Origin of the sequence: Afipia sp. GAS231, from assembly GCF_900103365.1 — a bacterium.
Lineage (GTDB): Bacteria > Pseudomonadota > Alphaproteobacteria > Rhizobiales > Xanthobacteraceae > Bradyrhizobium.
In genome coordinates, this window is sequence record NZ_LT629703.1 from 302,005 (window position 1) to 326,919 (window position 24,915).

Sequence of the window (24,915 nt, forward strand, 5' to 3'; positions counted from 1 at the left end):
AACCACGACATTCATGCCCGTGCGGGACGACGATTGCGCCCGGCGGTCGCCGTTCCCCTCGGGTCGGCGACCCTGCTCTGCCCCGGTCAGATCCGGCTCTGACCGGCACCGCTTTGCCTCAGCACCGTGGAACGTTCGGCGGGCATTTTTTGGCTGCGGGTGCCGCCGGACGTGGTGGCGGTGGTGCCGGACGCGGCGGCGGCGGTGGTGGCGCCGGCCGCGCGATCTGAGGAGCCGGCCGCGGAGGCGGCGGCGGTGCAGCCACCCGGGGCGGTGGCGCAGCCATCCGGGGCGGCGGCGCAGCCATCCGGGGCGGCGGCGCAGCTACCCGAGGCGGTGGGGGCGGTGCCGGCTTCGCCATCTGCGGAGCTGGACGCGGCGGAGGCGCCCGGCGCGTATCCGGCCGAATTGGAGGTTTCGGCACCGCCTGGATTGTCGGCTTCGGCGGGAGCGCTGCCGTGGGCTTGGATGGCGGTTGAACGGTCGCCGGCTTGCTCAGGGTTTCCGGCCTCAGCTTCGGCTTTGCGTCCGCCCCCGGCCCGTTCGGCTTCGACAGGGCTGTCACCCCTGTCGGTCCTTTCGGTGTGCCGGCGGCAGGTGCATTCGGAACCGCTGGCGAAGCTGCCGTTCCCGGCTGCTGCGGCGCCAGCTTCGCACTGGGATTGGTCGCGTTCGCGGGCGAAGTCCCTGCAGCCGGCGGTGGCGGCGCGCCTTTGACGCCGGACGCCGGCAACGAATTGGCCTTCGGCAACGCATGGCCTTGCGGCAGCGTGTTCGGCGCCACATTCGCAGGCTGCGACGCATTCGCCGGGGCAATCTGGCCAACCGGCGCCCCCGGTGTACCGGCCTTCGCGGCAGGGTTTATCGATGCGCTCAAAGGCATTGGCAGTTTGCCCTGCTGGATCAGCGAGGCCTTTTGCGCGGCCGCAGGTGGCACGAGCGTAGCGCCGGCGGGCACCGCGCCTTTGGCGGAGGGGAGCGCGTTGGGCCCTCCCGGCGCCGGCTGAGGCCGCTGGTTGATGACGGTGTTGATGACGGTCGTATTGTGAATGTTGGCGTAGATGATGTTGTTCGGCGGCTGCGCGACATAGACCGGCGCCACAACATAGACTGGAATCGGCACGAACAGCGGCTGCGGCAGGATGAAAAGCCCGATCGGTGGCGGCGGCGGCTCCAGCACGATGAAATCCGGTGGCGGCGGCGGCAGGTAATAGACCGGCGGCGGTGGCGGCGGCGCAAAATCAAACTCGGGATCGCTGAAGAACAGCACCGGGCGATCGACATAGACGATCTCTTCGGGCGGCGGCGGCGCTACATCGTAGTCGATGACCGCGAATGCCGGCGGCGGCTCCAGCGGTGCGGTGAGGATGGCAAGGCGACGGCGCGCGTCGCCGGCGTGTGGCCCGCGCGGATAGCGCCGCAGATAAGACCAATAGGCATTGGGCGTGTCGGCCCGGTAGGTCCGCCCCCAGGTGATCGCTTCGCGCCGCGCGGCGACGATAGCGCGCACGCGTCTGGCCAGTGGATCGCCGGGATAGGCGATCAGGAAATCCTCATAGCCTTGCAGCGTGTCGCGCTCGACCGCTGCGGTGTAGGCCTCCTGCACGCCGAGATCGCGGATCGGCTTGTTGCGGAGAGCGGCGACCTGATCCGGCGACGCCTGCGCCGGCGCATCCGGCGCGCGCTCGAAGAACACGAACGGGGCATCGAGCTTCTGCGTATCCCACGGCACCTGCGCGCCCTTGGTTGCTTCGTTGACGCGCAGCCGCACGCGGTTGAAAACTTCCGGCAGCGGCAATCCGCCGGCGCGGATCATCTCGGCGAGCGACTGGGCGTAGGCGCCGTACGGTCCCTGCTCCGGCGGTGCGACCGTGCCCGGCGCCGCGTTATAGGCGATCAGCATATGCGGATCCGCCTCGACCAGCGCCAGGCCGCTTGCAATCTGCCCCTCGACGAAGGGTTGCTGCCGGGCCGTATCCAGCACGACGATGCTGGCCTTGAGTGGAAGCGATGCAAGCTGCCGGATATAGTCGCCGATCCGCAAGGCTTCGATCGGAATGTCGGTCTCGCGGTTGATCGCGGAATCGACCGGCACGAAATAGTTCTCACCGGCAACCTGCAGCCCGTAGCCGGCGAGATAAACCATCGCCACGGCGCCCGGCCCGGCGCCTTCAGCCTTCTGCACGAAATCGCGGAAACTCTTGCGCAGGGTGTCGCCATCGAGGTCGCGGGCGCCGATCACATCGAAACCCGCCGCCTGCAAGGTTTGCGCAATCAGGCCGGCGTCATTGGCAGCGGTCGCCAGCGGCGATTTCGCATACGCGCCGTTGCCGACCACGAGTGCGATGCGCTTTTCCGGCTGCTGGGCGAAGGCGGAATTCAGGAGCGCCGGAAACCCCGACATCGCAAGCAGACATACCGTAAAGATCGACACTCTTGCTGTCAGTCGCATGATCCGATGTCCCGTCGCGATTCAAACACACGGACATGGAGCGCCTGCCCATCTGAACAAAACTTGAATGAAATCCGGTTCCAGCAACCCGGCTCCCGACCGGCTTGCTGACGCCCGCCAGGTTCCATCAAAGCGTCTGGACGTCGACCACGCCCGCCACCGCCTTGATCGCGCCGGCAATCTGCGGCGAGACCTTGAAGCGGCCGGGGAGTTTCATCTCCACCTCGGTTTCGAGGTCGAGCATGATCACAAGCGAGACGTCGCCGTCGGCGCCGCCCGAAGGCGCGGGCGCAGGCTTCGCCTGAGGCGTACGTGATGCGCCGGCCGGGGGAGCGGCTTCCGGCATGTTCAGCCGCCGCGCGATCGAGTCCAGCGGCTTGGTGTCGCGGACGAAAATCCGCAGGCCCTTTTGCGTCTTGGCCGCGGCGTCATCCAGCGGTTCGGCGTGCAATATCCTCGCCCGCACGTCCTCGCCCTGCAGTTCGGCGCCGAGCTGCAGCAATACCGCAGCGCCCGGCTCCAGCACGTCGCGATATTGCGCAAGGCCCTCGGAAAACAGCACGGCTTCGAAATGGCCGGTCGGATCGGACAGGCCCATGATGCCCATCTTGTTACCGGTCTTGGTGCGCCGCTCCATGCGCGAGACAACGGTGGCCGCGACTTTGCCCGCGGTGGCGCCGGTTTTGACGGCGCGCGAAAACTCCGCCCAGGACTGCACCCGCAGCCGCTTCAGCACGGTGGCGTAATCGTCGAGCGGATGGCCGGACAGGAAGAAGCCGACGGCGTCGTATTCGCGGCGGAGTTTTTCGGCCGGCAGCCACGGCTCGAGCTGCGGCAGCATGATGGTCGGCGCGTCCGACGCGCCGCCGAACATGTCGTTCTGCCCGAGCGTCGCGGCCGAATGGCTGCGCTGGCAAGCGGCCAGAATGGCTTCCGCGCCGCCAAATACCCGCGCACGATTGGCATCCAGGGTATCGAAGGCGCCGGCCGCAGCGAGGCTTTCGATCACCCGTTTGTTGATCGCGCGTGGGTTGGCGCGCGCGGCGAAATCGGCCAGCGACGTGAATGCCCCTTCCCGCCGGGTCTCGACAATGAGTTCGACCGCCGCAGGACCAACGCCTTTCAGCGCGGCGAGTGCGTAATAGATCGTGTTGTCGCTGACCTCGAAGGTCGCGCCCGAGCGATTGATATTGGGCGCCTCGACCTTGATGCCGAGCCGCTGCGCCTCGGCGCGAAATTCCGAGAGCTTGTCGGTGTTGTTGAGTTCGAGCGTCATCGACGCCGCCAGAAACTCCACCGGGTAGTGTGCCTTCATGTAGGCGGTGTGATAGGACACCAGCGCGTAGGCGGCGGCATGGCTCTTGTTGAAGCCGTAGTCGGCGAATTTCGCCAGCAGTTCGAAGATCGTATCGGCCTGCCCCTTCGGCACGCCGTTCTTCACAGCACCTGCGATGAAGATCGCGCGCTGCTTTTCCATCTCGGCGCGGATCTTCTTGCCCATCGCGCGCCGCAGCAGGTCGGCGTCGCCAAGCGAATAGCCGGCCATCACCTGGGCGATCTGCATCACCTGTTCCTGGTAGATGATGACGCCGAAGGTCTCTTTAAGGATCGGCTCGAGCATCGGGTGCAGGTATTCCGGCTCCTCGTCGCCATGCTTGCGCGCGCAATAGGTCGGAATGTTCGCCATCGGGCCGGGGCGATAGAGCGCCACCAGCGCGATAATGTCCTCGAAACGGTCGGGGCGCATGTCGACCAGCGCCCGCCGCATGCCCTGGCTTTCCACCTGGAACACGCCGACCACGTCGCCCTTGGCCAGCATCTGGTAACTCGCGGCATCGGTGATCGGCAGCGTCGCCAGATCGATGTGGATGTTGCGCTGCTTGAGCAGCTTGACCGCGACATCGAGCACGGTGAGCGTCTTCAGGCCGAGGAAGTCGAATTTGACGAGGCCCGCCGGCTCGACCCATTTCATGTTGAACTGGGTCACCGGCATATCGGATTTGGGATCGCGATAGAGCGGCACCAGCTCGCTCAAGGGGCGGTCGCCGATCACGATGCCGGCGGCGTGCGTCGAAGCGTGTCGGGTCAGGCCTTCGAGGCGCTGGGCGATGTCAAAGGCGCGCGCCACCACCGCGTCCTCGTCGCGGAACGCCTGCAGCTTCGGTTCGCTGGCAATCGCCGCCGCCAAGGTCACGGGCGCCGCGGGGTTTTGCGGCACCAGTTTTGTCAATTTATCGACCTGCCCGTAGGGCATCTGCAGCACGCGGCCGACGTCGCGCAGCACGCCGCGCGCCTGCAGCGTACCGAAGGTGATGATCTGGGCCACCTGGTCGCGGCCGTAGCGTTCCTGCACGTAAGTGATCACCTCGCCGCGGCGGTCCTGGCAGAAGTCGATGTCGAAGTCCGGCATCGACACGCGTTCCGGATTGAGGAAGCGCTCGAACAGCAGGCCGAACTGGATCGGATCGAGGTCGGTAATGGTCAGCGCATAGGCGACCAGCGATCCCGCGCCCGAGCCGCGGCCCGGACCGACCGGAATGTCATGGGCCTTGGCCCATTTGATGAAGTCGGAAACGATCAGGAAGTAGCCCGCATAGTTCATGCGGTTGATGACGTCGATCTCGAAGGCGAGACGCTTCTGGTAATCCTCTTCCGTGGTGCCCTGCGACAGGCCGTGGACCGCAAGCCGCCGGGCGAGCCCCTCCTCTGCCTGACGCTTCAGCTCGGTGGCCTCCTCGCTCACCGCGTCGGATCCCGATTCGGCGCCGACGGTGAAGCGCGGCAAAATCGGCTTGCGCGTCATCGGCCGGAACGAGCAGCGTTCGGCGATCTCGACGGTGGAGGCCAGCGCCTCCGGAATATCGGCAAACAGCACCGCCATCTCGGCGCGGGTCTTGAAGCGATGATCGGGCGTGAGCTGTTCGCGATCGGTTTCGGCGATCAGTTTGCCGCCGGCGATGCAGAGCAGCGCGTCATGGGCTTCGTAGTCGTCATTGGCGGCGAAGTACGGCTCGTTGGTCGCGACCAGCGGCAGGCCCTTGGCATAGGCGAGATCGATCAGGCCGCTTTCGACGCGGCGCTCCTTGTCGATGCCGTGGCGCTGCAACTCGACATAAAGGCGATCGCCAAACAGATTCGCGAGCCGGTCGCAGCGCGCCGCGGCGAGTGCGGCCTGATCGGCATGCAGCGCCAGCGAGATCGGCCCCTCGGGACCGCCGGTCAGCGCGATCAGGTCCTCCGAATCGCCCTCGAGCCATTCGAGCTTGATATGCGGCGATTGATGGATCGGCGTTTCCAGGAATGCCCGCGAGTTCAGCCGCATCAGGCTGCGATAGCCGCGCTCGCGCGACGCCAGCAGCACGATGCGCGAGGGTGCTGCCGACAGCACGTTGCGCGCATTGGGGTCCTGGTCGCCGAAATCGATCGCAAGCTCGAGGCCGACGATCGGCTGGATGCCGTAGCCCGCCATCTTGTCGGAGAATTCCAGCGCCCCGAACATGTTGTCGGTATCGGTCAGCGCCAGCGCCGGCTGGTGGTCCGCCTTGGCCAGTTCGCCGAGCTTGGCGATCTTGATCGAACCCTTCAGCAGCGAATAGGCCGAATGAACGTGAAGATGGACGAATCCGGCACTGGGCATGGCTGCTTACGGGGCTCTGGCAAGATAACTGGGAGCGTTCGTCAGGCGCTCGGGAAAGCAAAAGCCTCCCGCGAATGCCGACTCGCGCGCCGCAATGGTGATGCCTTGGCCCTGCAGAGTCCACGCGGAACGCGACCGGCGCGCCCGCCATCCGGCTTTTCCCCAGCAGGCATTTCCTGACCCGCAAAAGGTCGGTTCCATCAGCTCATTTCAGAGCTGGGGAATCACCTGCGCCCAGACCGCAATCATGCCGATAAACAGTGAAATCGATGCCAGCGCCGCCGCTTCTTCCACGAACAACCTCAACATGAACCCGACTCCGATATGAGAACATATGAGGAACATTGTTCCTTTTTTGTTCCAGGAGTCAAGGGCGGGTAGTGGGTCAGTTTGAAAAATGACCCTGAAAGAAATCGCTTGGTTAATTGGATCGTCCTGCCAATGGCGTGTGGCTGCTTTGCACAACCGCTGGTAACGTCCCGCCCGAATCTTAATCAGGGTGGAATATGCGCGTCCCGTGGTCAGCGGACTTTCCGAAAATCCTAGTGAATGCGCCGTGGGACTCGGATTCCTTCAAGCTTCAGGACCACCCGGCCTATTGGCCAGCCAAGCGGAAACGGGACGCCAAAGCCGCCATCGCGCTTTGTGACGATGTCGTGGCGGAAGAAAACCTCGAACTTCTGTACGATCTTACCTATGGCCTTGAACCTATCGTCGCCGCGCCCGCTCTAATCCTTCATGAGACGCAAAACGCCTTGGCCCGCGGTTTTGCTGGCTGGCTGTCGGCGAAAATGAATTGGCAGATCGACCGGGAAATTTACCAAGCGAAAACAATTAATCGCGATTTTAACACCAACGGATGGTTCCGAATCGTAAATGAGCCAGAGTTCTACGGCCCGGTCCAGGCCGGGCGACCCTACATCCTCGCAGATGACGTTTGCGCGATGGGGGGAACATTGGCCAGTTTGCGTAGCTATATTGAGACGGGCGGCGGAAAAGTGCTCGGAATGACGGTTTTGGCGAGCGGGAGTGGCAAAAATGTCCAAATTTCCCTTGTCGGCGACACATTCGCGAGGCTTACTGGCGCGTGGGCCGGGAAGCTCGTGGCGGCTTACCCTACGGAGATTGGTCATGAATTGGAATCCGTTACGGAGCCGGAAGGACAGTTCCTCCTCCGATGCCCGTCGTATGACCGATTCAGAGCGGGCGTCGATGGAGCGCGCGACTGCTGAAATTGATGCCGAGGTCGAGTCCGCTCTGCGGGACCGCCCCGGGTTTCGATTTGAGCCCCGGCAACGGGCAGCGGGCTAACCGCTCGCCCGATTGCTAAGCCATGCCTGCGATTTCTCTCTGATCCATTCCAGAGCGTCGCCCTCCTTCTCAAATCCAAAGATCGTATCGACTTCCCCGCCGCGCCACATAACGCTCACAGAGTGGCCCTTGCCGATGGCGTATTGCCGGACCACAAACTGATATTCCGGCTTGAAATTCGCAAACTCCCACTTCTCCAGCATCGCGACCAAATCTTCCATCTCCCAAAGCTTGTCGGAAACGCCAGCGGCCATTGCCGGGGTTACTTTGAGCGTCTGATGGATGCGGACGAAATTGTAATACATCGTGTGGAGCGCGATGGCGGCGGCGTGGTTCTCGACCTTCTTTGAGAACGCATTGGTCAGACGCGTGAAGCGGCGCATGTGCATACGCATGGTCAGATTGCTGCGCTCAACGTAGGACGTACTGATGTGCTTGCTATCCGGGTTGCCGGAGACGGGCTTCTTTTCAGCGCCAGTGCACACAGCCGGGCTGTACCGGGTCTCTGACTGCGGCGGCGAGCCGTAGTGCTTAATCAGCATGGCGTAGTCGACTTCCCCGCCGAACGCCGCGTCAACGGCCTGCAGGTACGGGCGGTGCCCATCGCTGGTTAGCTGGACGCGGTTGGCAAGGCGGCTTTCCAGATCGTGGGTGAACGCCAGAGCGGCATCCATATCGCGAGAGCCAAGCAGCCAGCTAACAATCAGCTTTGTGTCGGCACAAATGGCGGTCCAAGTCCAAACGTCCCCAGCGGTCACTGGAGCGGCTTTGGCGGCCTTCACATTGCTGGCCTTGGCGTAAACGAAGCTCCAGATTTCATCCATCTGGACACGCTTGCAGGGCAGCTTACGCAGCGCCTTGTCCTGATAGGCGGCGCAGGCGTGACCGGCATCCACCAACAGTTTTGCAACCGTGTTCTTGCTAGCACCCGTCAGGCGTGTGATAGCGCGGATCGACTGGCCCTCGCAAAGGAGGTGCAGGATTTGGGCTCGGGCCTGCCTGGTCAGCTTGTTCATACTGACCTTTATGCTTGAGAACATCTGGATCGTCAAGTCGAATGTTACACTATGTGTGAAGATGGTATTGACGAACGGATTGATTGGGATATATAGGGGTTGTCCATGGATATTGACTTCAAAGACCCGTCCCTGGACCGGCTGGAAACCGACGCAAGCTATAGCGCCGGTTTCAGCGACGGAATCGTGAGGGCCTACCGTAAAGCGGTCCTTCACATTCGGTCGGCGGCTGACGAGCGCACCTTCTATGCCCGGCGGTCATTTCGGTTCGAAAAGCTTCTGGGCAAACGGGAAGGTCAATACTCGATGAGGCTGAACGATCAGTGGCGTCTCATCGTGGAACTGAAGGGAGAAGCGCCCAACAAGACTGTCCTGATCATCGAAATTGCCGACTACCACCACTAAGGGGAAAACAATCAAAAATGGCTGCCCGAGTACCTGCAGAAACATTCGCTCCCGGGGAATTCATTCGTGACGAGCTTGAGGCTCGCGGATGGACGCAGGCGGACCTTGCCCAAATCATGGGTCGTCCTACTCGACTGATTAACGAGCTTATCGCAGGCAAAAAACAGATCACCCCTGACACGGCGCGCGGGCTGTCTACGGCATTTGGTGACGACGATCCGCTTTATTGGATGAATCTCGATAGCGCATACCGCCTTTCTAAGACTCAACCCGTTGATGAAACGGTGGTGCGCCGCTCCAAGCTGTACTCCCGATTCCCTGTACGGGAGTTGATGAAGCGAAACTGGATCGAACCGTCAGATAATCCCGACGTTGTAGAGCACCGCGTTTGTCGATTCTATCAGATCAAAAGCATTGATGAGCAGCCTCAATTTGCGCATTCGGCGAAGGCCGCTCAGTCCGATGCAGTCGAGTACGATGAGAGAAACGATCTACAGTGGGCATGGCTATTCCGGGCAAAGGAATTAGCTCAGGCAACTCATTCTGCGCCATACTCCGAAGCCAATTTGAAAAGAGCGCTGACGAAACTGCGAGCGCTCCTTGTAGCGCCGGAAGAGCTTAGACAGATCCCCACGATTTTGGCGGAAGCTGGCGTGCGGTTTGTAATCGTGGAGTTTTTGCCCGGAGCAAAGATCGACGGCGCGGCGTTCTGGCTCAATGATACGCCAGTCATTGCGCTATCGATTAGGTTCGACCGCGTAAATAACTTCTGGTTCGTGCTTCGACATGAAATCGAACATATTCTAAATCGAGACGGTCTCGTCACTATCGACGTTGAACTTACAGAGAGCCTTCAAGGCAAGGGAGAATTGCCGCCAGAAGAGGTTCGCGCGAATGCCGCCGCAGCGGAGTTTCTAATTCCAAAATCGGAGTTGGATAACTTTATCATTCGCGTGAGGCCGCTTTACTCAGAGCAGCGCATTTTACTCTTTGCAAAGCGCATTGGTGTTCACCCCGGTATCGTTGTCGGCCAGTTGCAGCATCGCGACGAGGTTCCATACACGCACTTCCATAAGCACCTTGTGAAAATCAGAGAGATTGTAACGCAAACTGCCCTTACCGATGGGTGGGGCACGGTCCCGCGTATCCCGGGACAATCTGGAGCGTAGCACCATGGCTAACTTTAACGATCAGCTGATACGCATTGTGGAGGATTACCGGGCTGCCGGTGAACCTTGGCCGGCCAAGCGAGAGCAGATAGCCGAATGGGCCGTCGCTAATGAACGATATCAGCTCACTCGCGGTATGGCTGTTAGTCAGTGCGCCGAGAAAATATCGCGAGCAATGGGCCTTGAGCATGTGAAGGACAGGAAGGGCCGTAGCGTTCGTAAGTACTATTCGGCGCGCATCCGCGAAAACGGACAGTTGGTCATGAAGTGGGATGACCAGAACGCAGAACGCCCCTTTATGGAAGTGTCAGCTGCAAACCGCAGAAACCTTGTTCTGGGGCAGTGCTGGCAATTGAAGCAGGATATGGACAGCTACAGCGAACGCCATTGTCCGGATGAACCGATACAGATCGATTTCAACTTTAATATCGATTTGGAAGAGCTTGGCCAGTTGCCCGAGGTTGGCTAGGTCGATTTTTTCCAGCGCGTCTGCGCCGCCACCCTAGCTATTTCCGCGCGCTGTTCTGCCGTGAGGGCAGCAGCCCGGGCGGGGCCTCCCTTTGCCCCTCCAGACTTCCCGCGGGCTACCGCCTTTGCGCTCTTTCCCAATTCCTCTGGCGTGGGATCGCGGTCAGGCTTCTCCCCCGTCGCAATGTCTATGATCGACTTGGCGAGTTGGTTGGGGTCCCTAGGGCGTTTCGGGTGGCTTGTCATGCCGACTTTCTGTCTGTGGACGTTCAATAAGTTCGTATGTTGGAACGTGGCCGCTATTCCACCACGACTCTAGCGCAGCCCCGCAGACCGTGCAGACCGCGTCACCCGTATGCGGTACCAAGAACTTCTCTTCAGTGCGTCTGTACTCGGCGCCGCAATTGCATTGAACAATTGTCGCCATCCCCGGAATATGCGCCCGGAACCGTCCGTTTTCCAGCCCGTCCGGCTGCCACAATCAAACTGACCCACTACCCAAGGGCGGGAAGTGGGTCAATTTGAAGAATGACCCTGACGGTTAACGTGCAGGCCAACACCGAGCGCCGGGGGCCATTACTCAGTCCCACACGTCATGGCGAGGCCGGGCAGAAGCCATTGCAGAAACTCAGGTCCCCCTGACCACCAATGGATCAATGACGGTAGCCAAAGGAAGGTTCTGACGGCCGCCCAAAAGACCGAATATACCATCGTCATAGCGACCAAACCGAAATCGCGGCAGTCGGCTTGGGTTGCGGCCCCCCAAGCATAACTTAGGATTCCCAGTCCGCCAAAGACGGCACCAAGACGCAAATATATGCATACCAACCGCAGCAGAAATTGCTTCATGGTCCTTCCCCGGGGCGAGAGCCTGCATAAGGCGGGGAAAAACCGCGAATGACCGCCACAATCAAACGGACCCACGACCCAGGGCTGGAACAAGGCTGGGAAATGGTCAGTTTGAGATTGGTCGCCGAAATAAATCGCCTGGTTCATGCCGCCTTGGGTCCCCGATCGCGGGTCATGGCCGGCTTCGCCGCCGTACGATCCGAACGACAGCGGCGACGCCCAAAACGACAATCGCGACCAAGACCGCCAGAGCCACCATTCCGGCCGGCGCCAGCACGATCTCATAGTTGGCGATATGCAAGGTCATGGTCATTCACTGCCGCCCCCGGAGCGCAACCGCGAACAAATCGATTCGTCGGATCATCGGCCTCCTCCGCCCAACAAAAAAGCCCCGGGCAATGCCCGGGGCTTTCTGTCTTGCTCGTGCGCCGGAGCGCGCGAAATCAGTACTTAACTCAGTACTTTTAGCTCAGTACTTGGCGATGACCGGGCCGCCGAACTTGTAGTTCAGGCGAGCGGTGACCAGATCGACGTCCTGACGGATGCGATCGTTGCCGACCAGCACGCCGGCGCCGTTGGTGAAGTTGTAGGTCTTGTCCTGCATGAACAGATGGTCGTATTCGAGACCAACCGACCAATTCGGAGCGAAGGCATATTCAGCGCCGACGCCGATGGTGCCACCCCAGCGGGTGTCATCGCTCGTGGTTCCGAACTGTGCACCTGCGGCGGTGTTGATGCGGTAGGTGTTCGAGGTCACAGCCGCACCGCCCTTGACGTAGAGCAGGAAGTTGTTGGCGGCGTAGCCGACCTGACCGGTGAACAGGCCGAACGCGTCGGTCTTCGAGTTGTTCACGAAGCCGGGGCCGAACAGCGTGCTGGCGTTGCTGCCCTTGAAGTCAGCCCAGTTGCCCTGCGCTTCCACGCCGAACACCCAGGTGCCGGCCTGCCAGCGATAGCCAACCTGACCACCGATGGTGCCACCGTTGGCATTGTTGGAGCCCTCGGCGCCCACTGCGAACGGCGCGACCGAATCCCAGCTATTGCGGCTCGAACCCCAACCGCCGTTGGCGCCGATGTAGAAACCACTCCAGTCATACACAGCGGCGACATACGCGGGCGCCTTGGTGTAAGGACGCGCAGCGAGATCCGCAGCGACTGCCGGTGCGGCCGCGCCGAGCGCAATCAGGCTGGCCGTAACAAGCAAAACCTTCTTCATTCTTTTTATCCCGTTTCAGTGTGTACAGCCCCCAAGGCCGTGCGCAGCCTGATAGCATTCTCAGACCGAATTGCTGTAACCTCACGGCAACAGCGAATGCGAAACAACTTCTATGAAGGCGCAAGTTAATGATGCGTTACCGGCATTTTTCGAAACAATGTGCACTCGACTTGCCGCGAAAAATTCACATTTGAATTTTGCGGCCTTATTCAATGGCCGAATGTGTTGATGAAAAGGCAAAGCCACCGGTATTGATCGACGCAATGAAACCGACGACACAGTGACGCACCCAGGAGATACGAAAATGTGTAGAGCGATTCTTGTGTTGCTGGCGGCGATCGGACTGGCAGCACTCAATGCGAATCCTGCCGCAGCCGTCGGCACCCGCTATCCGTTCTGCATCCAGGGCGACGATCAGCCGGGTCTCAGCAACTGCACCTTCACGAGCTACGAGCAGTGTCAGGCGACGGCATCGGGGCGGCGGCTGTGGTGCATCGCCAATCCCTATTATGTCGGCGCGAGCGACGCTCCAGCACCCGGCTATCGAGTCCTGCCCGGCCGCACGCTGCCGCCCGCCTACGGCTATCCGCGCTACTGAACGCCTCCGGATATTTATTCCCGACACGCGATCACATTTTGCCGTGCGCGTGGCCAAGGTGTTGCGCGCTAACGTGATTTGACGCAGACGCGCGCCAATAGTCTGCTGTCGATCAGAATTCGACAAGCCGTAACGGAGGAAAGCATGCAGCGGGCATCGCAAACGTTGCTGGCGTTAGGTGCGGTGATGGCAGCGGTTACGACGCCGGCGTTGGCCGGCGGAATGGCCTACTGCATCAAGGGCTGCGATTTCGGCGGAGGCGCCGGCGACTGCAGCTTCTCATCGCTCGCTCAATGTCAGGCGACGGCCTCCGGGCGCGACGCGACTTGCGCCGCGAATCCCTACTTCGGTGCCAAGGCCGAACTGTCGAAGGCTGAACTGTCGACCAACCCCAACCGCCTGCCACGAAGGAACTTCTGATGCGCATTGCAGCTTTGGCCATTCTCGCCCTCGGAGCGATCCCGCTTGCCGCGCCGGCGCATGCCGGGACCTATGGTGGCGGCTATCCGGTCTGTCTCCAGGTTTACGGCCCGCTCAACTATTATGAGTGCGGCTATAGCTCGATACCCCAATGCAACATGTCGGCCGCGGGGCGTGCCGCGCAATGCGTGGTCAACCCCTATTTCTCGAGCGCCGAATACCGGCCGGCGCGCAGGCGGATTCGCAGCGTCTACTGAGCCAGCGAAGCTAGCTCTGCCAACGAAGTTGGCTGAGCCAAGGAGTTGGTTGAGCCAACGAGTTGGCCGAGCTAATCGAGTTCGACGACCTGACCGTCGACCAGCGACACCCGGCGGTCCATCCGGCCAGCGAGCTCCATATTGTGGGTTGCGATCAACATCGCGACCCGCGTCGCCTTCACCAGCTGCATCAACGCATTGAAGACGTAGTCGGCCGTGTGCGGGTCGAGGTTGCCGGTCGGCTCGTCCGCCAACAGCGCCCGCGGCGCGTTGGCGACCGCGCGCGCGATCGCCACCCGCTGCTGTTCGCCGCCGGACAATTCGGACGGCCGGTGCGTGATGCGGTCGCCGAGGCCGAGATAGGTCAGGATTTCCGTCGCGCGCGACACGGTCTCGGCGCGCTTGAGGCCGCGGATCATCTGCGGCAGCATGACGTTTTCCAGCGCGGTGAATTCCGGCAGCAGCCGGTGCTGCTGATAGACGAAGCCGATATCGGTGCGCCTTATGTGGGTGCGGTCGATATCGGATAGTTGCGACGTCGGCGCGCCCGCGACATAGACCTCGCCATCGTCGGGGGTCTCCAGCAACCCCGCGATATGCAGCAGCGTCGATTTGCCCGACCCCGACGGCGCCACCAGCGCCACCGATTGCCCGGCCCACAGCGCCAGCTTGGCGCCGTTGAGAATGGTCAGCGTCGCCTCGCCCTGCCTGTACTCGCGTTTTATCTCGTGGAGATAGATAACCGGTACGTCTTCCGCCCCCTCGGCCATCTCGTCCTCACTCGTACCGAAGCGCGTCGACGGGATCGAGCCGCGCCGCGCGCCAGGCCGGATAGAGCGTTGCCAGGAACGACAGCGTCAGCGCCATGATCACGACCGCGGCGGTCTCGCCGAAATCGATCTCCGCCGGCAAGCGCGACAGAAAATACAGCGTCGGGTCGAACAGCGGCGTGTTGGTGAGCCATGACAGGAACTGCCGGATCGATTCGATATTGAGGCAGATCAGCAATCCGACCATGAAGCCGACGAAGGTCCCGACCACGCCGATCGAGGCGCCGGTGATCAGGAATATCCGCATGATCGAGCCCTGCGAGGCGCCCATGGTGCGCAGGATCGCGATATCCTGACCCTTGTCCTTCACCAGCATGATCAGGCCGGAGACGATGTTGAGGGCGGCGACCAGCACGATCATGGTCAGGATCAGGAACATCACGTTGCGCTCGACCTGCAGCGCGTTGAAGAAGGTCGAATTGCGCTGCCGCCAGTCGACCAGGAACACCGGCCGTCCCGCCGCCTCGGTCACGGCCTTGCGGTAGGCGTCGATCTTGTCGGGATTGTCGGTGAACACCTCGATCGCGGTGACGTCGTCCTTGCGGTTGAAGTAGGCCTGCGACTCCGGCAGCGGCATGAACACGAAGCTCGAATCGTATTCCGACATGCCGATCTCGAACACCGCCGAGATCCGATAGGGCTTGATCCGCGGCGTGGTGCCCATCGGGGTCACGGCCCCCTTCGGCGCCACCAGCGTGATGCTGTCGCCGGCGTGCAGCGACAATTGATCGGCGAGCCGGCGCCCGATGGCGACGCCCTGCCCGTCATCGAAGCCTTCCAGCGTGCCCTGCTTGATGTTCGAAGCGATCGAGGTGAGGTTGTTAAGGTCGTCGGCGCGCATGCCGCGCACCAGCACGCCGGAGGCGTTGAAGGCCGAGGACGCCAGCGCCTGACCGTCGACGACCGGCGCCGCCAGCCGGATGCCCTGAACCCCGCTGATTCGCTCGGCGACGTCCTTCCAGTCGGTCAGCGGCGATTCCAGCGGCTGCACCAGAAGATGGCCGTTCAGCCCGAGGATCTTGTCCAAGAGTTCCTTGCGAAAACCGTTCATCACGGCCATCACGATGATCAGCGTGGCGACGCCGAGCATGATGCCGAGGAACGAAAAGCCGGCGATGACAGAGATGAAGCCTTCCTTGCGGCGCGCACGCAAATACCGCCCGGAGAGCAGCCATTCGAAGGCCGCAAACGGCGGGGTTCGGAGCGTTTCGTTCATGGTCTCATCCATCTTTCGATAATCCCATGATTCGGGGCCAAATGTGGCCGGGACTGGCCAACATTAACGGCCACTTCGTGGATAATCTTGTTTACCCGTGTTTGCCCGTGATCTTCATCACGACTTCAGCCTGGCTCAGATTTTCGCGCGACCCGTCACCGCGCCGCTTGATCTCGAGCTTGCCCTCGGCGAGCCCCTTCGGGCCCACCAAAATCTGCCAGGGAATGCCGATCAGGTCGGCGGCGGCGAATTTCGCACCCGCGCGCTGGTCGGTGTCGTCGTAGAGCACGTCGACTCCCTTGGCTTCCAGTTCGCGATAAAGCTTCTCGCAGGCCGCATCGGTATCTTCCGAGCCCTGCTTCAGGTTCAGGATCACGGCGGTGAACGGCGCCACCGCTTCCGGCCATTTGATGCCGGCATCGTCGTGACAGGCTTCAATGATGGCGCCAACCAGGCGCGACACGCCGACGCCGTAGGAGCCGCCGTGGATCGGCACGTCGACGCCGTCGGGACCCGCCACCATCGCCTTCATGGCGTCGGAATATTTGGTGCCGAAATAGAAGATCTGGCCGACCTCGATGCCGCGGGTGTGGACCTTCTTCTCGGCCGGCACTTCGCGCTCGAAGCGCGCGGCATCGTGAACGTCCTCGGTCGCGGCATAGACCGAGGTCCACTGCTTGATGATCGGTGTGAGATCGCCGTCGTAATCGACGTCGTCGCCCGGGATCGGCAGGTTGAGCACGTCGCTGTCGCAATAGACGCCGGACTCGCCGGTTTCGGCGAGCACGATGAATTCGTGGCTGAGATCGCCGCCGATCGGACCGGTCTCGGCGCGCATCGGGATCGCCTTCAATCCCATCCGCGCGAAGGTGCGCAAGTAAGCGACGAACATCCGGTTATAGGAAAGCCGCGCCGCGGCCTCGTCGATATCGAAGGAATAGGCGTCCTTCATCAGGAATTCGCGGCCGCGCATCACCCCGAAGCGCGGACGCTGCTCGTCGCGGAACTTCCACTGGATGTGATAGAGGTTGAGCGGCAGGCTCTTGTAGGATTTGACGTAGGCGCGAAAAATCTCGGTGATCATTTCCTCGTTGGTCGGTCCGTACAGCAATTCGCGCTTGTGACGGTCGTTGATGCGCAGCATCTCCGGGCCGTAGGCGTCGTAACGGCCGCTCTCGCGCCAGAGATCGGCCAACTGCAGCGTCGGCATCAAGAGTTCCAGCGCGCCGGCGCGGTTCTGTTCCTCGCGAACGATCTGCTCGATCTTCTTCAGCACCCGAAATCCCAACGGCAGCCAGGCATAAATGCCGGCCGCTTCCTGCCGCATCATGCCCGCGCGCAGCATCAGCCGATGCGAGACGATTTCCGCTTCTTTCGGATTCTCTTTGAGGATGGGCAGGAAAAACCGCGACAATCGCATGGACAAACTCTGGGAATCAGCTGGGGACACGAAGGAGGAGCAGTGAAACCGGATCGGGTATGAAAAGACAAGGCCGAAGGCTATGAAAAAGCCGCAGGAAATACCGATTTCCGGCCGGTTTTGCCGATGAATTACGGCATTGGCGTGGGGGCCCTGCCGTCATTGCGAGCGAAGCGAAGCAATCCATCGCGCGGCATAACGGATAGCTGGATTGCTTCGTCGCTTTGCTCCTCGCAATGACGACGGAGAGGGCAGCGCCCCTCACCTCACCTCGAAATCGTCTTCCAGCGTGACCTTCTCGAAATCGGTCACCAGCGCGTCGATCTGCATGTGCCAGCGGCCGGGCTGCGGCAGCGGTACGCCGCGCAGGTGCCAGTAACCGTCGGGTCCGAGCACGGCGTTGCGTTCGATCGGTTCGATGCCGCGTTCCGGCAGGCTTAGCGTCAACGTCGCTTCCTTGGCCGAGAGCTTACTGCCGTCGCCCGTCATCAGTTGCAGCACGAAATCGTCGGAGCCCACCTTGCCCGGCGATATCAGCACCTGGAACATCGCGGTCTCGGTGTGGATATGAACCGCGAGTGGTGCGGCGGCGGAATCGGCCAGTGCGCGCGGCGGCGTCGTGAAACGCCAGCCGGCGACGGCGATGAAAATGCAAACCACCAGCAGGAATTCCAGAAACACCGATCCGCCCAAGGTCTGGGTGTTCTCACCATCCAGCACGACCGCCGGCGTGAGGAAAAACCGGTTCAGCGCCGCCAGCGCCAGCAGCAGGACCACCAGCACGAGTTTGACCAGCAGAATAATGCCGTACCAGGTTTCGATCAGCGCGCGGAAACTCTCCAGTTGAATGATCGCGAGCACGAGGCCGGTCAACACGAGCAGCCCCACCAGCGGCACCGCCACGGCCGAGAATTGCCGGAGCGCCCGCGGCAGATCGTTATGCCGCCGCCGCGCCAACACCACCAGCGGCGCCAGGGCGCCGACCCAGTAAGCGACCGCGATGCCGTGAACGAACACCAGCGTCGGCGTCAGCCATTCCGGCGGCGCGGTCGCGGCGTGGCCCGAGGTCGCCAGCGAAAATCCGACTCCGATCATGGCGAGCGATGTCAGCACCCAGGCCACCGTCATGGTCGGGCTTTGCCAGGCGAAGCGTGCGACGGCCATCGCCGCGATCGCGATCAGCATCGACGGTCCAAGGCTGGTGCCGAGCGCGCCTTTCCATGGCGCCAGCGTCACAAGTGCGGTGAGCGGAAGGTTCAGCAGATCGAGGCCTTGCAGGCCGAGCGATGCCGCCGCGCTCGCCAGGCCGATCACGAGCGAACCGAGGATCGTCTTCGAACCGTAAGGCCCGAATCCAATCCAGGCGGCGAAGAACACGCCGCCGACGCCGATAAACAATCCGAGATAGACGCCGATCCGGGCCAGCCAGATCAGGCTAGCTGTGGTGACGGAGATCGCGCCGGTGTTGGCCGATGTCGCGGTGCCGGTCACCGCGCCGATCGAAAACACCAGCGATCCCGCCACCGGATGCCCGTCCTGCGACACCACGCGATAGCTCAGGACCTGGGTACCGCGCGGCAGCCGCTCGGGCAAAACGATCTCGACCGATTGATCGACCGCCCGCATGGTGACGTCATGCGCTTTGCCGTCGGCGTCGATCAGAACAGCCACCGCCGGCGCCACGCTCTCGTTGAAGCGCAATTGTATCGCTTTCGGCGCCTCTGACAGCACGCTGCCGTCGGCCGGCTCCGCGGAAACCAGCGACGCGTGCGCCAACGCGCCGGTCGCGCAGCAGAGCGCCACCAGCAACGCCGCGAGGCCGGCGATGAAGCGCGTCATCGGCGCCGTTACGGTTTTGGCATCAGCTTGACGCCGGGCGCCGGCGACTTGCTGCCGTGACCGTGACCTTCACCCTCCTTGGGAATGTCGATCCAGCGGCTCACGCCCTGCTCGCATTCCTGCACCACCGGAAAATACAGCGTGGTGTTCGGCTTCATCCCGTCGGTGATGAAGGTCGAGACCACGAACTCGTCATATTGGTGATCCGGCAGCTTGCCGCCGCTCCACACCACTTCCTTGACGCCTTCGGAAACCTTGTTGCCGTGAAAGTCGTACTCGGCGGCGTATTTGCCGTTGATCGCCTCGACGCTCCAGCCGGATTTCGGCATCGGCTTGGCGGCAATCACCCCTTCCGGAATCTGTACACGGATCTTTGTCGTCGCCGATCCCGTGCAGCCGTGCGGCACCGCGAATACCGCCTTGTAGGACGATCCGACCGTCGCCTGTTTGGGCTCCAGCGAAATGTGCGCACCGGCCGGCGACGCGATCAACGCAGCGGCGATGCAAAGAGCGGCTCTTACCATCCTCACTTTTTCATCTCCATGTGACCGCCGGAATGATCCGCGCCACCCGGCGCCTGCGCGCCGACGCCCTGCACGTCCAGCGACAAGTTGACCTTGCCGGCCTTTTCGAATTCGAGCGTGACAGGCACTTTCTCGCCCTGCTTGAGCGGGCCTTTGAGATCGAACATCATCAGGTGGTAACCGCCCGGCGCCAGCTTCACCGTCTTGCCCGGCTCGATGGCGAGGCCCTTGTCGAGCGGACGCATGGTCATGACGCCGTTGTTGACAGCCATCTCGTGGATTTCGACCTTGCCGGCGATATCGCCGCTGCCGCCGATCAGCCGGTCCGGCGCCGTGCCCTTGTTTTCAATCGTGAGATAGCCGCCGGCGATCTTGGCGCCACCAGGCGTCGCGCGGCTCCAGGCCTGCGAGATCACGAGGTCCCCGGCCTTGATGTCTTCGGCGCGGGCCGGAGCCGCGAACAGACCGGCGAGGAGCGCGGCGGAGGCGAGGAATTTCAGAGCAGACTTCATTTGGTTTCTTTCGATGTGGGAGATGTTGCGGCCGCAGAACCCTGCTGAACCGTCCAGTTTTCCAGTTCCTGCATTTCAGCCGAACCTTCAATGGTGGTGGCGACGCCGTCACGTGCGATCAGAATGGTGCGGGGAATATCGCCTTGCCAGGCCGGATCGATTTCGAACCGTAGGCGCTCGACAAAGCCGTCGTTGAATATCCAGTTTTCAGCAGGCCCCAGCCCGGCCTTTTCCAGCATCGATCGCGTGGCAGCGGGCAGATCTGGAACCAGATCGGCGCTGATCGTCACCACGTCGATGTCGCCATGGTCTTTCATGAATTTTCCGAGCAACGGCAGCTCGACCTTGCAGGGGCCGCAGGTCACGCCCCAGAAATGCACCAGCGTCGGCCGGCCGGCATGCGAACGCAGCACGTCCTGCCAGCTTCCCCGCACGAACGGCTTGAGTTGAGGCGGCGTCTCGGAACCAGGCGCCGGCGCGAGAAAGGCCACCAGCAACGTGGCGGCCAGCAGGAGGCGTCTCATGACTCATCCCCGATCGGTTGGAAGCGGTATCCGTCCGCCTTGGTCATCCAGGAAAGGAAGATTCGCTGGCCGTCGCTGACCAACAGCGGGTGATCCGACGTGTCGCTGGTGGAGGAAATGACCGATGGTTTCGACCAGCTCTTGCCGTCATCGTGGGAAGTCATCAGGTTGACGGTCGTCTTCTCGCCGTCGAATTCCTTCCAGACCATCGCGGTGCCGCGCGGACCCGCCAGCACGTAAGGCCGCGTCGGATTGCGATCCGCCCGGCCGACCGGAACCGGATCAGAGAACGTCCGTCCCTCGTCCTGTGAGCGGGCGTAGAAAAGCCCCTTGCGCACCTTGCCATTGGTGTACCAGGTCGCGTGACAGGTCCCCGCCGATGAGATCGAGAGACTGGGGCCGTGATGCGGGCAGGCCGCAATCTGCCAATCGTCCGTGCTGACGCGGCGCACTTCGCCCGGCGTCGCCAGATCAGGGAAAGCCATCACCGCGTGGTCCCGCACGCCGCCTTCAAAGATATTTCGGAACATGACGACCGGCTTGCCGGGTCCGGCAAATGCCAGACCGAGCCGGCAGCATTCACAGGTGTTATCGGTCGCGAGCTGCGCTTCGGTATAGGTTGCGCCGCCATCCTTCGACGATGCGAAGAACAGCCCTGCCCCGTCGTACTTCTTGCCCGCTGCCTGAACCGGCACCCGGTTGCGCTTGTCGAGCCACGCCGCAAACACCGTCCCATCCGCATCGAGTCCCAAGGCTTCGAAGCGCTGGCTCTCGTTGTTGGACGTGATCGGCTTCACCTCGGCAAAGCTCCGGCCGCCATCGCCGGACCGGGTCGTCAACACCTGACCGTTGAAAGCCTTGTCCCGAAAGGTTGAAAACGCCAGGACGATGTCGCCCTTGCGATCAACCACGATTTTGGGGCGCGCATCGGGACCCCAGTCCAGGTTCAGTTTCTCCGTGGTCACCTGAACCGGCGTCGACAGATTTTGGCCGCCATCCTTCGAGCTTGCGACGGATATCTGTCCTCCTGCCATCCAGGCCAGCCACAACGTTCCATCTGCAGCGAAGGCCGGCGTGACCTTGGTCGCGCAACGCAGGGCGGGTTCGTCGCATGCCGCTTCCGAGGCGTGCTGATGGCTCATTTGCGCTGCGGCGGCAGTCTGCCAGAGCGCGAAGACAATCGCGCATATCCACTTTGCTTTAGGCATGGCCGCGGCTCTGTTCAATTCACCGGTCATCGGAACGCCACCTTCATGCCGGCAACGAACGCGCGCGGCGATCCGGCATAGATCGAACCGGTGGTATTCGCCAGTACGCTCGCGGGATTTTGAACGCCGCCAGCCGCAACCGAGTTGGCGATGTTGTTGGCGGAAGCCACATAGGTCCGATCGAACACGTTCCTCACCTCAAGGTACAGGCTCAAGGACCTGAAATAGTCGGACAGCAGATCCGTCTTGTAGTGGACGTTGAGATTGACCAGTTCGTAACCCGGTGCCTTCAACAGGTTGGCGTTGTCCATGTAGAACGAGTCCTTCCACTGCACCTCGACGAAGGCTCCAAGGCCTGCCAGCCGGCCTGACAATTCGTCGTAGCCCAGACGCGCCGTCAGTTCGTTGGGCGAGATTCCGGGAATCTTGTTGCCGGCGCGATTGAAGCTGAACACCGCACCGTTGGTGATGTTCTCGGTGTATTCGGTGTAGATTTCGTCGAGATAGGTATAGGCCGCCGTAAACCGCCAGCCTGAATAAAACTTCCAGTCGGCGGCCAGTTCCACCCCGCGATGTTCCGACCTTGGCGCATTGAAAGTGTAGCTGATGCCGGCCAGCGGCGTAGCCTGGCTCACGAGTTCATTACGAAAGAACTCGTAAAAGCCTGTCGCGCTCAGTTTGAGCGTGTTGTTCGGTGTCCAGTCGACGCCGAGGTCGTAGCCCAAATTCTTTTGTGTCTGCAGTCCCGTGTTGTTGCCGGACAGTCCGCTCGGCAAAACGAACAGGTTCGAAACCTGGGGCGTGCCATACCCGGTGGCGGCGCGCGCTCGGAACAGCCACTCGCTGTCTGGCTTGTAGAGCAGCGCCAATTCGGGCGCTGTATTCTGAAATTGCCGGTCGGCCGTAGTCAGCGCCGTCGTCGTCACGCCGGTTGGTCCCGTGTAGGTGTATCCGGTGTTGATCCCCTTCAGATTGGTGGTTTCCCAACCAATGCCGGCGATCGCCGTCAGCGATGGCGCCAGCTTGAGTTCCTCGCGTGCCCGCACGCCGTAGTTCGAGGTGTCGCTGAAGAGGTTGCTCGAAAGTCTGCCCAACGTGGCGTTACCGCCCGGCATCACGTTGCGGGTGTCGCTCGATGCGACCAGCGTGTTGTAGAAACCGCCGAAGTAAGTGGTGCTGTCCATGCCGAACAGTTCACCGCGCTTGGTGACGTCGCTCATGTAGTTGTACGACGGAAAATCGCCGATCGCGCTGGTGGAACCGGTCGGCTGATTGATGTTCCTGTCATCGAACACGAACTGGTTGCGCCATGTCGTCGTGTTGTCGAAATCATGCTCCCACCGTCCGCCAACGATCGTGCGGCGATCGTTGCGGCCGAGCCCCGCCTGCACTGCCGTTTCCTTATCGGTACCGGCGACACCGTTAAAGCCGTTGTTGAAGAGCGTCACCGTGCCGCAGCCGGGCGCTGCCGTCGCACCATTCGCGCAACCCTGCTGGAACGGATTTTGGTAAAACTGATTGAGCGAGGAGCGGATCGGCAGCCGCGTGCTCAAATCATTGTTGATCAGCTTGACGGTGAACCGATCGTCCGGCGTGGCTTGCAGCGTGCCGAGAAAGTTCACGGTCTGGGTGTTGAACCAGCTATTGCCGATATAGCCGTTACCCCGCGCGTCGCTTGCAAACAGCGAGCCTTCGAAGTTCCCGACCTTCTTGCCGGCCGCCAGGTAGTTATTGACGTAGCCGAAGCTGCCGCCGTCGACGCCGTATTCCACACCATCGATAGTGCCGCCCGGACGGGTGCGGAAGTTGAGTGCGCCGCCGGTGGCGTAATTGCCATAGAGCGCCGATGACGGTCCTCGGATCACATCGATCCCGGCATAGGCGCGCGGATCGATCAGGTCGCTGCGAGAAAGCCCATCCGGCTGCGTCACCGGGAAGCCATCCTCGAAAATCACGAGATTGCGGATCCCGAAGCCGTTGCGGGCGTTGGAGCCGCGGATCGAAATGCCGATATCGCGCGGCCCGTTCCCCTGCTTCACCGAGATGCCCGGGCTGTCGCGCAGCACGTCGCTGACCGAAAACGACGGCCTGTTGTCGAACTGGCTCCGATCTACCGTGGTCGCGGTCTGTCCGGCCGGTGCCTGGTTCAGTGTCTCGCGCGCCGTAGTCGGGGTGACGCGTGCGGCCTGCGATACCGCCGTTGTCGCGTTAGGCGCAGGCGGCTTCGCCTGCGTCCGGGCAGCGGCGCGTGGCCCCGGCCTTCGCGCAGCGGGTTTAGCCGCAACCGGCCGTGGCGCATCGACGGTAACCGGCGGTAAGGCGGTCTGCGCATAGGTTGGCGAAGGCGCGGCGGAAAGCGCGCCGCCAATTGCAAGCAGGCTCACACCACCCAGGGCATGATAACGAAACATGGAATTGTCCTGACACCGGCTCTGCGGCCGGCTGACTGAATTGAACCAATCGGCGCGGCCGTCGCCGCACCGATCAATCGAGTCTTCGGGTCGTCAGGAAACGGTCGGGGGCGCGCGCGCCTGCGCATGCGAGCCGGCCCGGGAAGCGAATCGCGCAGGTGTGAACTCGGTCCAGACCACGCGCACGGCGGGGGGATCAAAGGAGGTCGCTGCCGCGATTTGCGGCACATCGACCGGCACCCCGGTCTGCAGCACGCTGCAAACCGAGCAGCATCCGTCGTGGGCGCGATGGCCGGTTGGGTCGGATTGGCCGTTCGGGGCAGCGCCATTGCCGTGACAGATCACCGCGGCGGCAAGCGGATCGGACGCGGCGATGCTGGCAGCCCAGCAAGCGCCGATCGGTGCGAAAATCTGCACCACCAGCGCCAACAGAACGATTGGCAGAAACTTATTCAGCCGTGCGCGCATCACCAGCCCATCCGAAGCAGAACCTAATCACCTGGAGAGTCCGAAGTCGAGATCAGGTTCCCGGGTTTTTATTCCGCTGGCCCCGGATTATCCCGCCTGCCGCGGTGTGGGCGCCTCACCGAAAACGGCCTACCAAATTACCGCCTTTTTCGAGGTACTGCCGCC

Annotated in this window: 22 protein-coding genes; 7 read left to right on the top strand and 15 right to left on the bottom strand. The window is 62.1% G+C overall.

The window, feature by feature from the left end; genetic code table 11:
• Positions 1-118: 118 nt before the first annotated feature.
• Together BLS26_RS01370 and dnaE are read right to left on the bottom strand one after the other, a co-directional pair.
• The gene (locus BLS26_RS01370; protein ID WP_092507757.1) at positions 119-2,452 is read right to left on the bottom strand and encodes a caspase domain-containing protein; all 2,334 of its coding nucleotides are present in this window, start codon (positions 2,450-2,452) and stop codon (positions 119-121) included.
• Between the two features lie 127 nt (positions 2,453-2,579).
• A complete protein-coding gene (gene dnaE / locus BLS26_RS01375) occupies positions 2,580-6,089 on the bottom strand; it encodes a DNA polymerase III subunit alpha (RefSeq protein WP_092507759.1) in 3,510 nt (1,169 codons plus the stop codon).
• 545 nt (positions 6,090-6,634) lie between these two features.
• On the opposite strand from dnaE, the gene BLS26_RS01380 reads away from it, so the two are divergent.
• Positions 6,635-7,321 carry a hypothetical protein gene (locus tag BLS26_RS01380; protein WP_157676250.1) on the top strand — a complete coding sequence of 229 codons (687 nt, stop codon included), beginning with the start codon at positions 6,635-6,637 and terminating at the stop codon, positions 7,319-7,321.
• Positions 7,322-7,396: 75 nt separating this feature from the next.
• Here BLS26_RS01380 and BLS26_RS01385 read toward each other — a convergent pair whose 3' ends face one another.
• Positions 7,397-8,416 (bottom strand): IS1 family transposase, encoded by a 1,020-nt coding sequence (locus BLS26_RS01385; protein WP_244541811.1) that lies wholly within the window; start codon positions 8,414-8,416, stop codon positions 7,397-7,399.
• A gap of 105 nt (positions 8,417-8,521) precedes the next feature.
• Between BLS26_RS01385 and BLS26_RS01390 the strand changes: the two genes are divergently transcribed.
• From BLS26_RS01390 to BLS26_RS01400, 3 genes are read left to right on the top strand one after another with little or no spacing between them, the layout of a single operon-like run.
• Complete coding sequence (locus tag BLS26_RS01390) at positions 8,522-8,821, top strand: type II toxin-antitoxin system RelE/ParE family toxin (protein ID WP_092507763.1); 300 nt, start codon at positions 8,522-8,524, stop codon at positions 8,819-8,821.
• 17 nt (positions 8,822-8,838) lie between these two features.
• Positions 8,839-9,990 (top strand): ImmA/IrrE family metallo-endopeptidase, encoded by a 1,152-nt coding sequence (locus tag BLS26_RS01395; protein ID WP_092507765.1) that lies wholly within the window; start codon positions 8,839-8,841, stop codon positions 9,988-9,990.
• Between the two features lie 4 nt (positions 9,991-9,994).
• Positions 9,995-10,459: a hypothetical protein gene (locus BLS26_RS01400; RefSeq protein ID WP_092507767.1), complete on the top strand. Its 465-nt coding sequence runs from the start codon at positions 9,995-9,997 to the stop codon at positions 10,457-10,459.
• 1,020 nt (positions 10,460-11,479) lie between these two features.
• On the opposite strand, the gene BLS26_RS35430 is transcribed toward BLS26_RS01400, so the two are convergent.
• Both BLS26_RS35430 and BLS26_RS01415 read right to left on the bottom strand, forming a co-directional pair.
• Positions 11,480-11,620 carry a hypothetical protein gene (locus BLS26_RS35430; protein ID WP_157676251.1) on the bottom strand — a complete coding sequence of 47 codons (141 nt, stop codon included), beginning with the start codon at positions 11,618-11,620 and terminating at the stop codon, positions 11,480-11,482.
• A gap of 156 nt (positions 11,621-11,776) precedes the next feature.
• Complete coding sequence (locus BLS26_RS01415) at positions 11,777-12,523, bottom strand: outer membrane protein (protein WP_092507772.1); 747 nt, start codon at positions 12,521-12,523, stop codon at positions 11,777-11,779.
• A gap of 304 nt (positions 12,524-12,827) precedes the next feature.
• Between BLS26_RS01415 and BLS26_RS01420 the strand changes: the two genes are divergently transcribed.
• The 3 genes from BLS26_RS01420 to BLS26_RS01430 all read left to right on the top strand — a co-directional run bounded on the left by BLS26_RS01420 (position 12,828) and on the right by BLS26_RS01430 (position 13,798).
• Complete coding sequence (locus tag BLS26_RS01420) at positions 12,828-13,121, top strand: DUF3551 domain-containing protein (RefSeq protein WP_092507774.1); 294 nt, start codon at positions 12,828-12,830, stop codon at positions 13,119-13,121.
• A gap of 144 nt (positions 13,122-13,265) precedes the next feature.
• Complete coding sequence (locus BLS26_RS01425; protein ID WP_092507776.1) at positions 13,266-13,541, top strand: DUF3551 domain-containing protein; 276 nt, start codon at positions 13,266-13,268, stop codon at positions 13,539-13,541.
• Positions 13,541-13,798, top strand: coding sequence for a DUF3551 domain-containing protein (locus BLS26_RS01430; RefSeq protein ID WP_092507778.1), 258 nt, complete (start codon positions 13,541-13,543; stop codon positions 13,796-13,798). The genes BLS26_RS01425 and BLS26_RS01430 overlap by 1 nt, the downstream gene beginning before the upstream one ends.
• A 71-nt stretch (positions 13,799-13,869) precedes the next feature.
• Here the strand turns inward: BLS26_RS01430 and BLS26_RS01435 are convergent, their stop codons facing one another.
• From BLS26_RS01435 to BLS26_RS01480, 10 genes are all read right to left on the bottom strand, one after another.
• Complete coding sequence (locus BLS26_RS01435; protein WP_092507780.1) at positions 13,870-14,568, bottom strand: ABC transporter ATP-binding protein; 699 nt, start codon at positions 14,566-14,568, stop codon at positions 13,870-13,872.
• A gap of 7 nt (positions 14,569-14,575) precedes the next feature.
• Positions 14,576-15,856 (bottom strand): lipoprotein-releasing ABC transporter permease subunit, encoded by a 1,281-nt coding sequence (locus BLS26_RS01440; RefSeq protein WP_092507782.1) that lies wholly within the window; start codon positions 15,854-15,856, stop codon positions 14,576-14,578.
• 79 nt (positions 15,857-15,935) lie between these two features.
• The gene (proS, locus tag BLS26_RS01445) at positions 15,936-17,264 is read right to left on the bottom strand and encodes a proline--tRNA ligase (protein ID WP_092507784.1); all 1,329 of its coding nucleotides are present in this window, start codon (positions 17,262-17,264) and stop codon (positions 15,936-15,938) included.
• Between the two features lie 261 nt (positions 17,265-17,525).
• Positions 17,526-19,103: a copper resistance CopC/CopD family protein gene (locus BLS26_RS01450; protein ID WP_092507786.1), complete on the bottom strand. Its 1,578-nt coding sequence runs from the start codon at positions 19,101-19,103 to the stop codon at positions 17,526-17,528.
• A gap of 8 nt (positions 19,104-19,111) precedes the next feature.
• Positions 19,112-19,627, bottom strand: a complete 516-nt coding sequence (locus tag BLS26_RS01455) for a YcnI family protein (protein WP_092507788.1) — start codon at positions 19,625-19,627, stop codon at positions 19,112-19,114.
• A gap of 2 nt (positions 19,628-19,629) precedes the next feature.
• Positions 19,630-20,139 (bottom strand): copper chaperone PCu(A)C, encoded by a 510-nt coding sequence (locus BLS26_RS01460; protein ID WP_092507790.1) that lies wholly within the window; start codon positions 20,137-20,139, stop codon positions 19,630-19,632.
• Complete coding sequence (locus BLS26_RS01465) at positions 20,136-20,663, bottom strand: TlpA disulfide reductase family protein (RefSeq protein WP_092507792.1); 528 nt, start codon at positions 20,661-20,663, stop codon at positions 20,136-20,138. Before BLS26_RS01465 ends, BLS26_RS01460 begins: the two co-directional genes overlap by 4 nt.
• The gene (locus BLS26_RS01470) at positions 20,660-21,871 is read right to left on the bottom strand and encodes a sialidase family protein (protein WP_092517504.1); all 1,212 of its coding nucleotides are present in this window, start codon (positions 21,869-21,871) and stop codon (positions 20,660-20,662) included. Before BLS26_RS01470 ends, BLS26_RS01465 begins: the two co-directional genes overlap by 4 nt.
• A gap of 26 nt (positions 21,872-21,897) precedes the next feature.
• Positions 21,898-24,282: a TonB-dependent receptor gene (locus tag BLS26_RS01475; RefSeq protein WP_092507794.1), complete on the bottom strand. Its 2,385-nt coding sequence runs from the start codon at positions 24,280-24,282 to the stop codon at positions 21,898-21,900.
• Positions 24,283-24,375: 93 nt separating this feature from the next.
• Positions 24,376-24,750 (bottom strand): DUF2946 family protein, encoded by a 375-nt coding sequence (locus BLS26_RS01480; RefSeq protein ID WP_092507796.1) that lies wholly within the window; start codon positions 24,748-24,750, stop codon positions 24,376-24,378.
• Positions 24,751-24,915 lie beyond the last annotated feature (165 nt).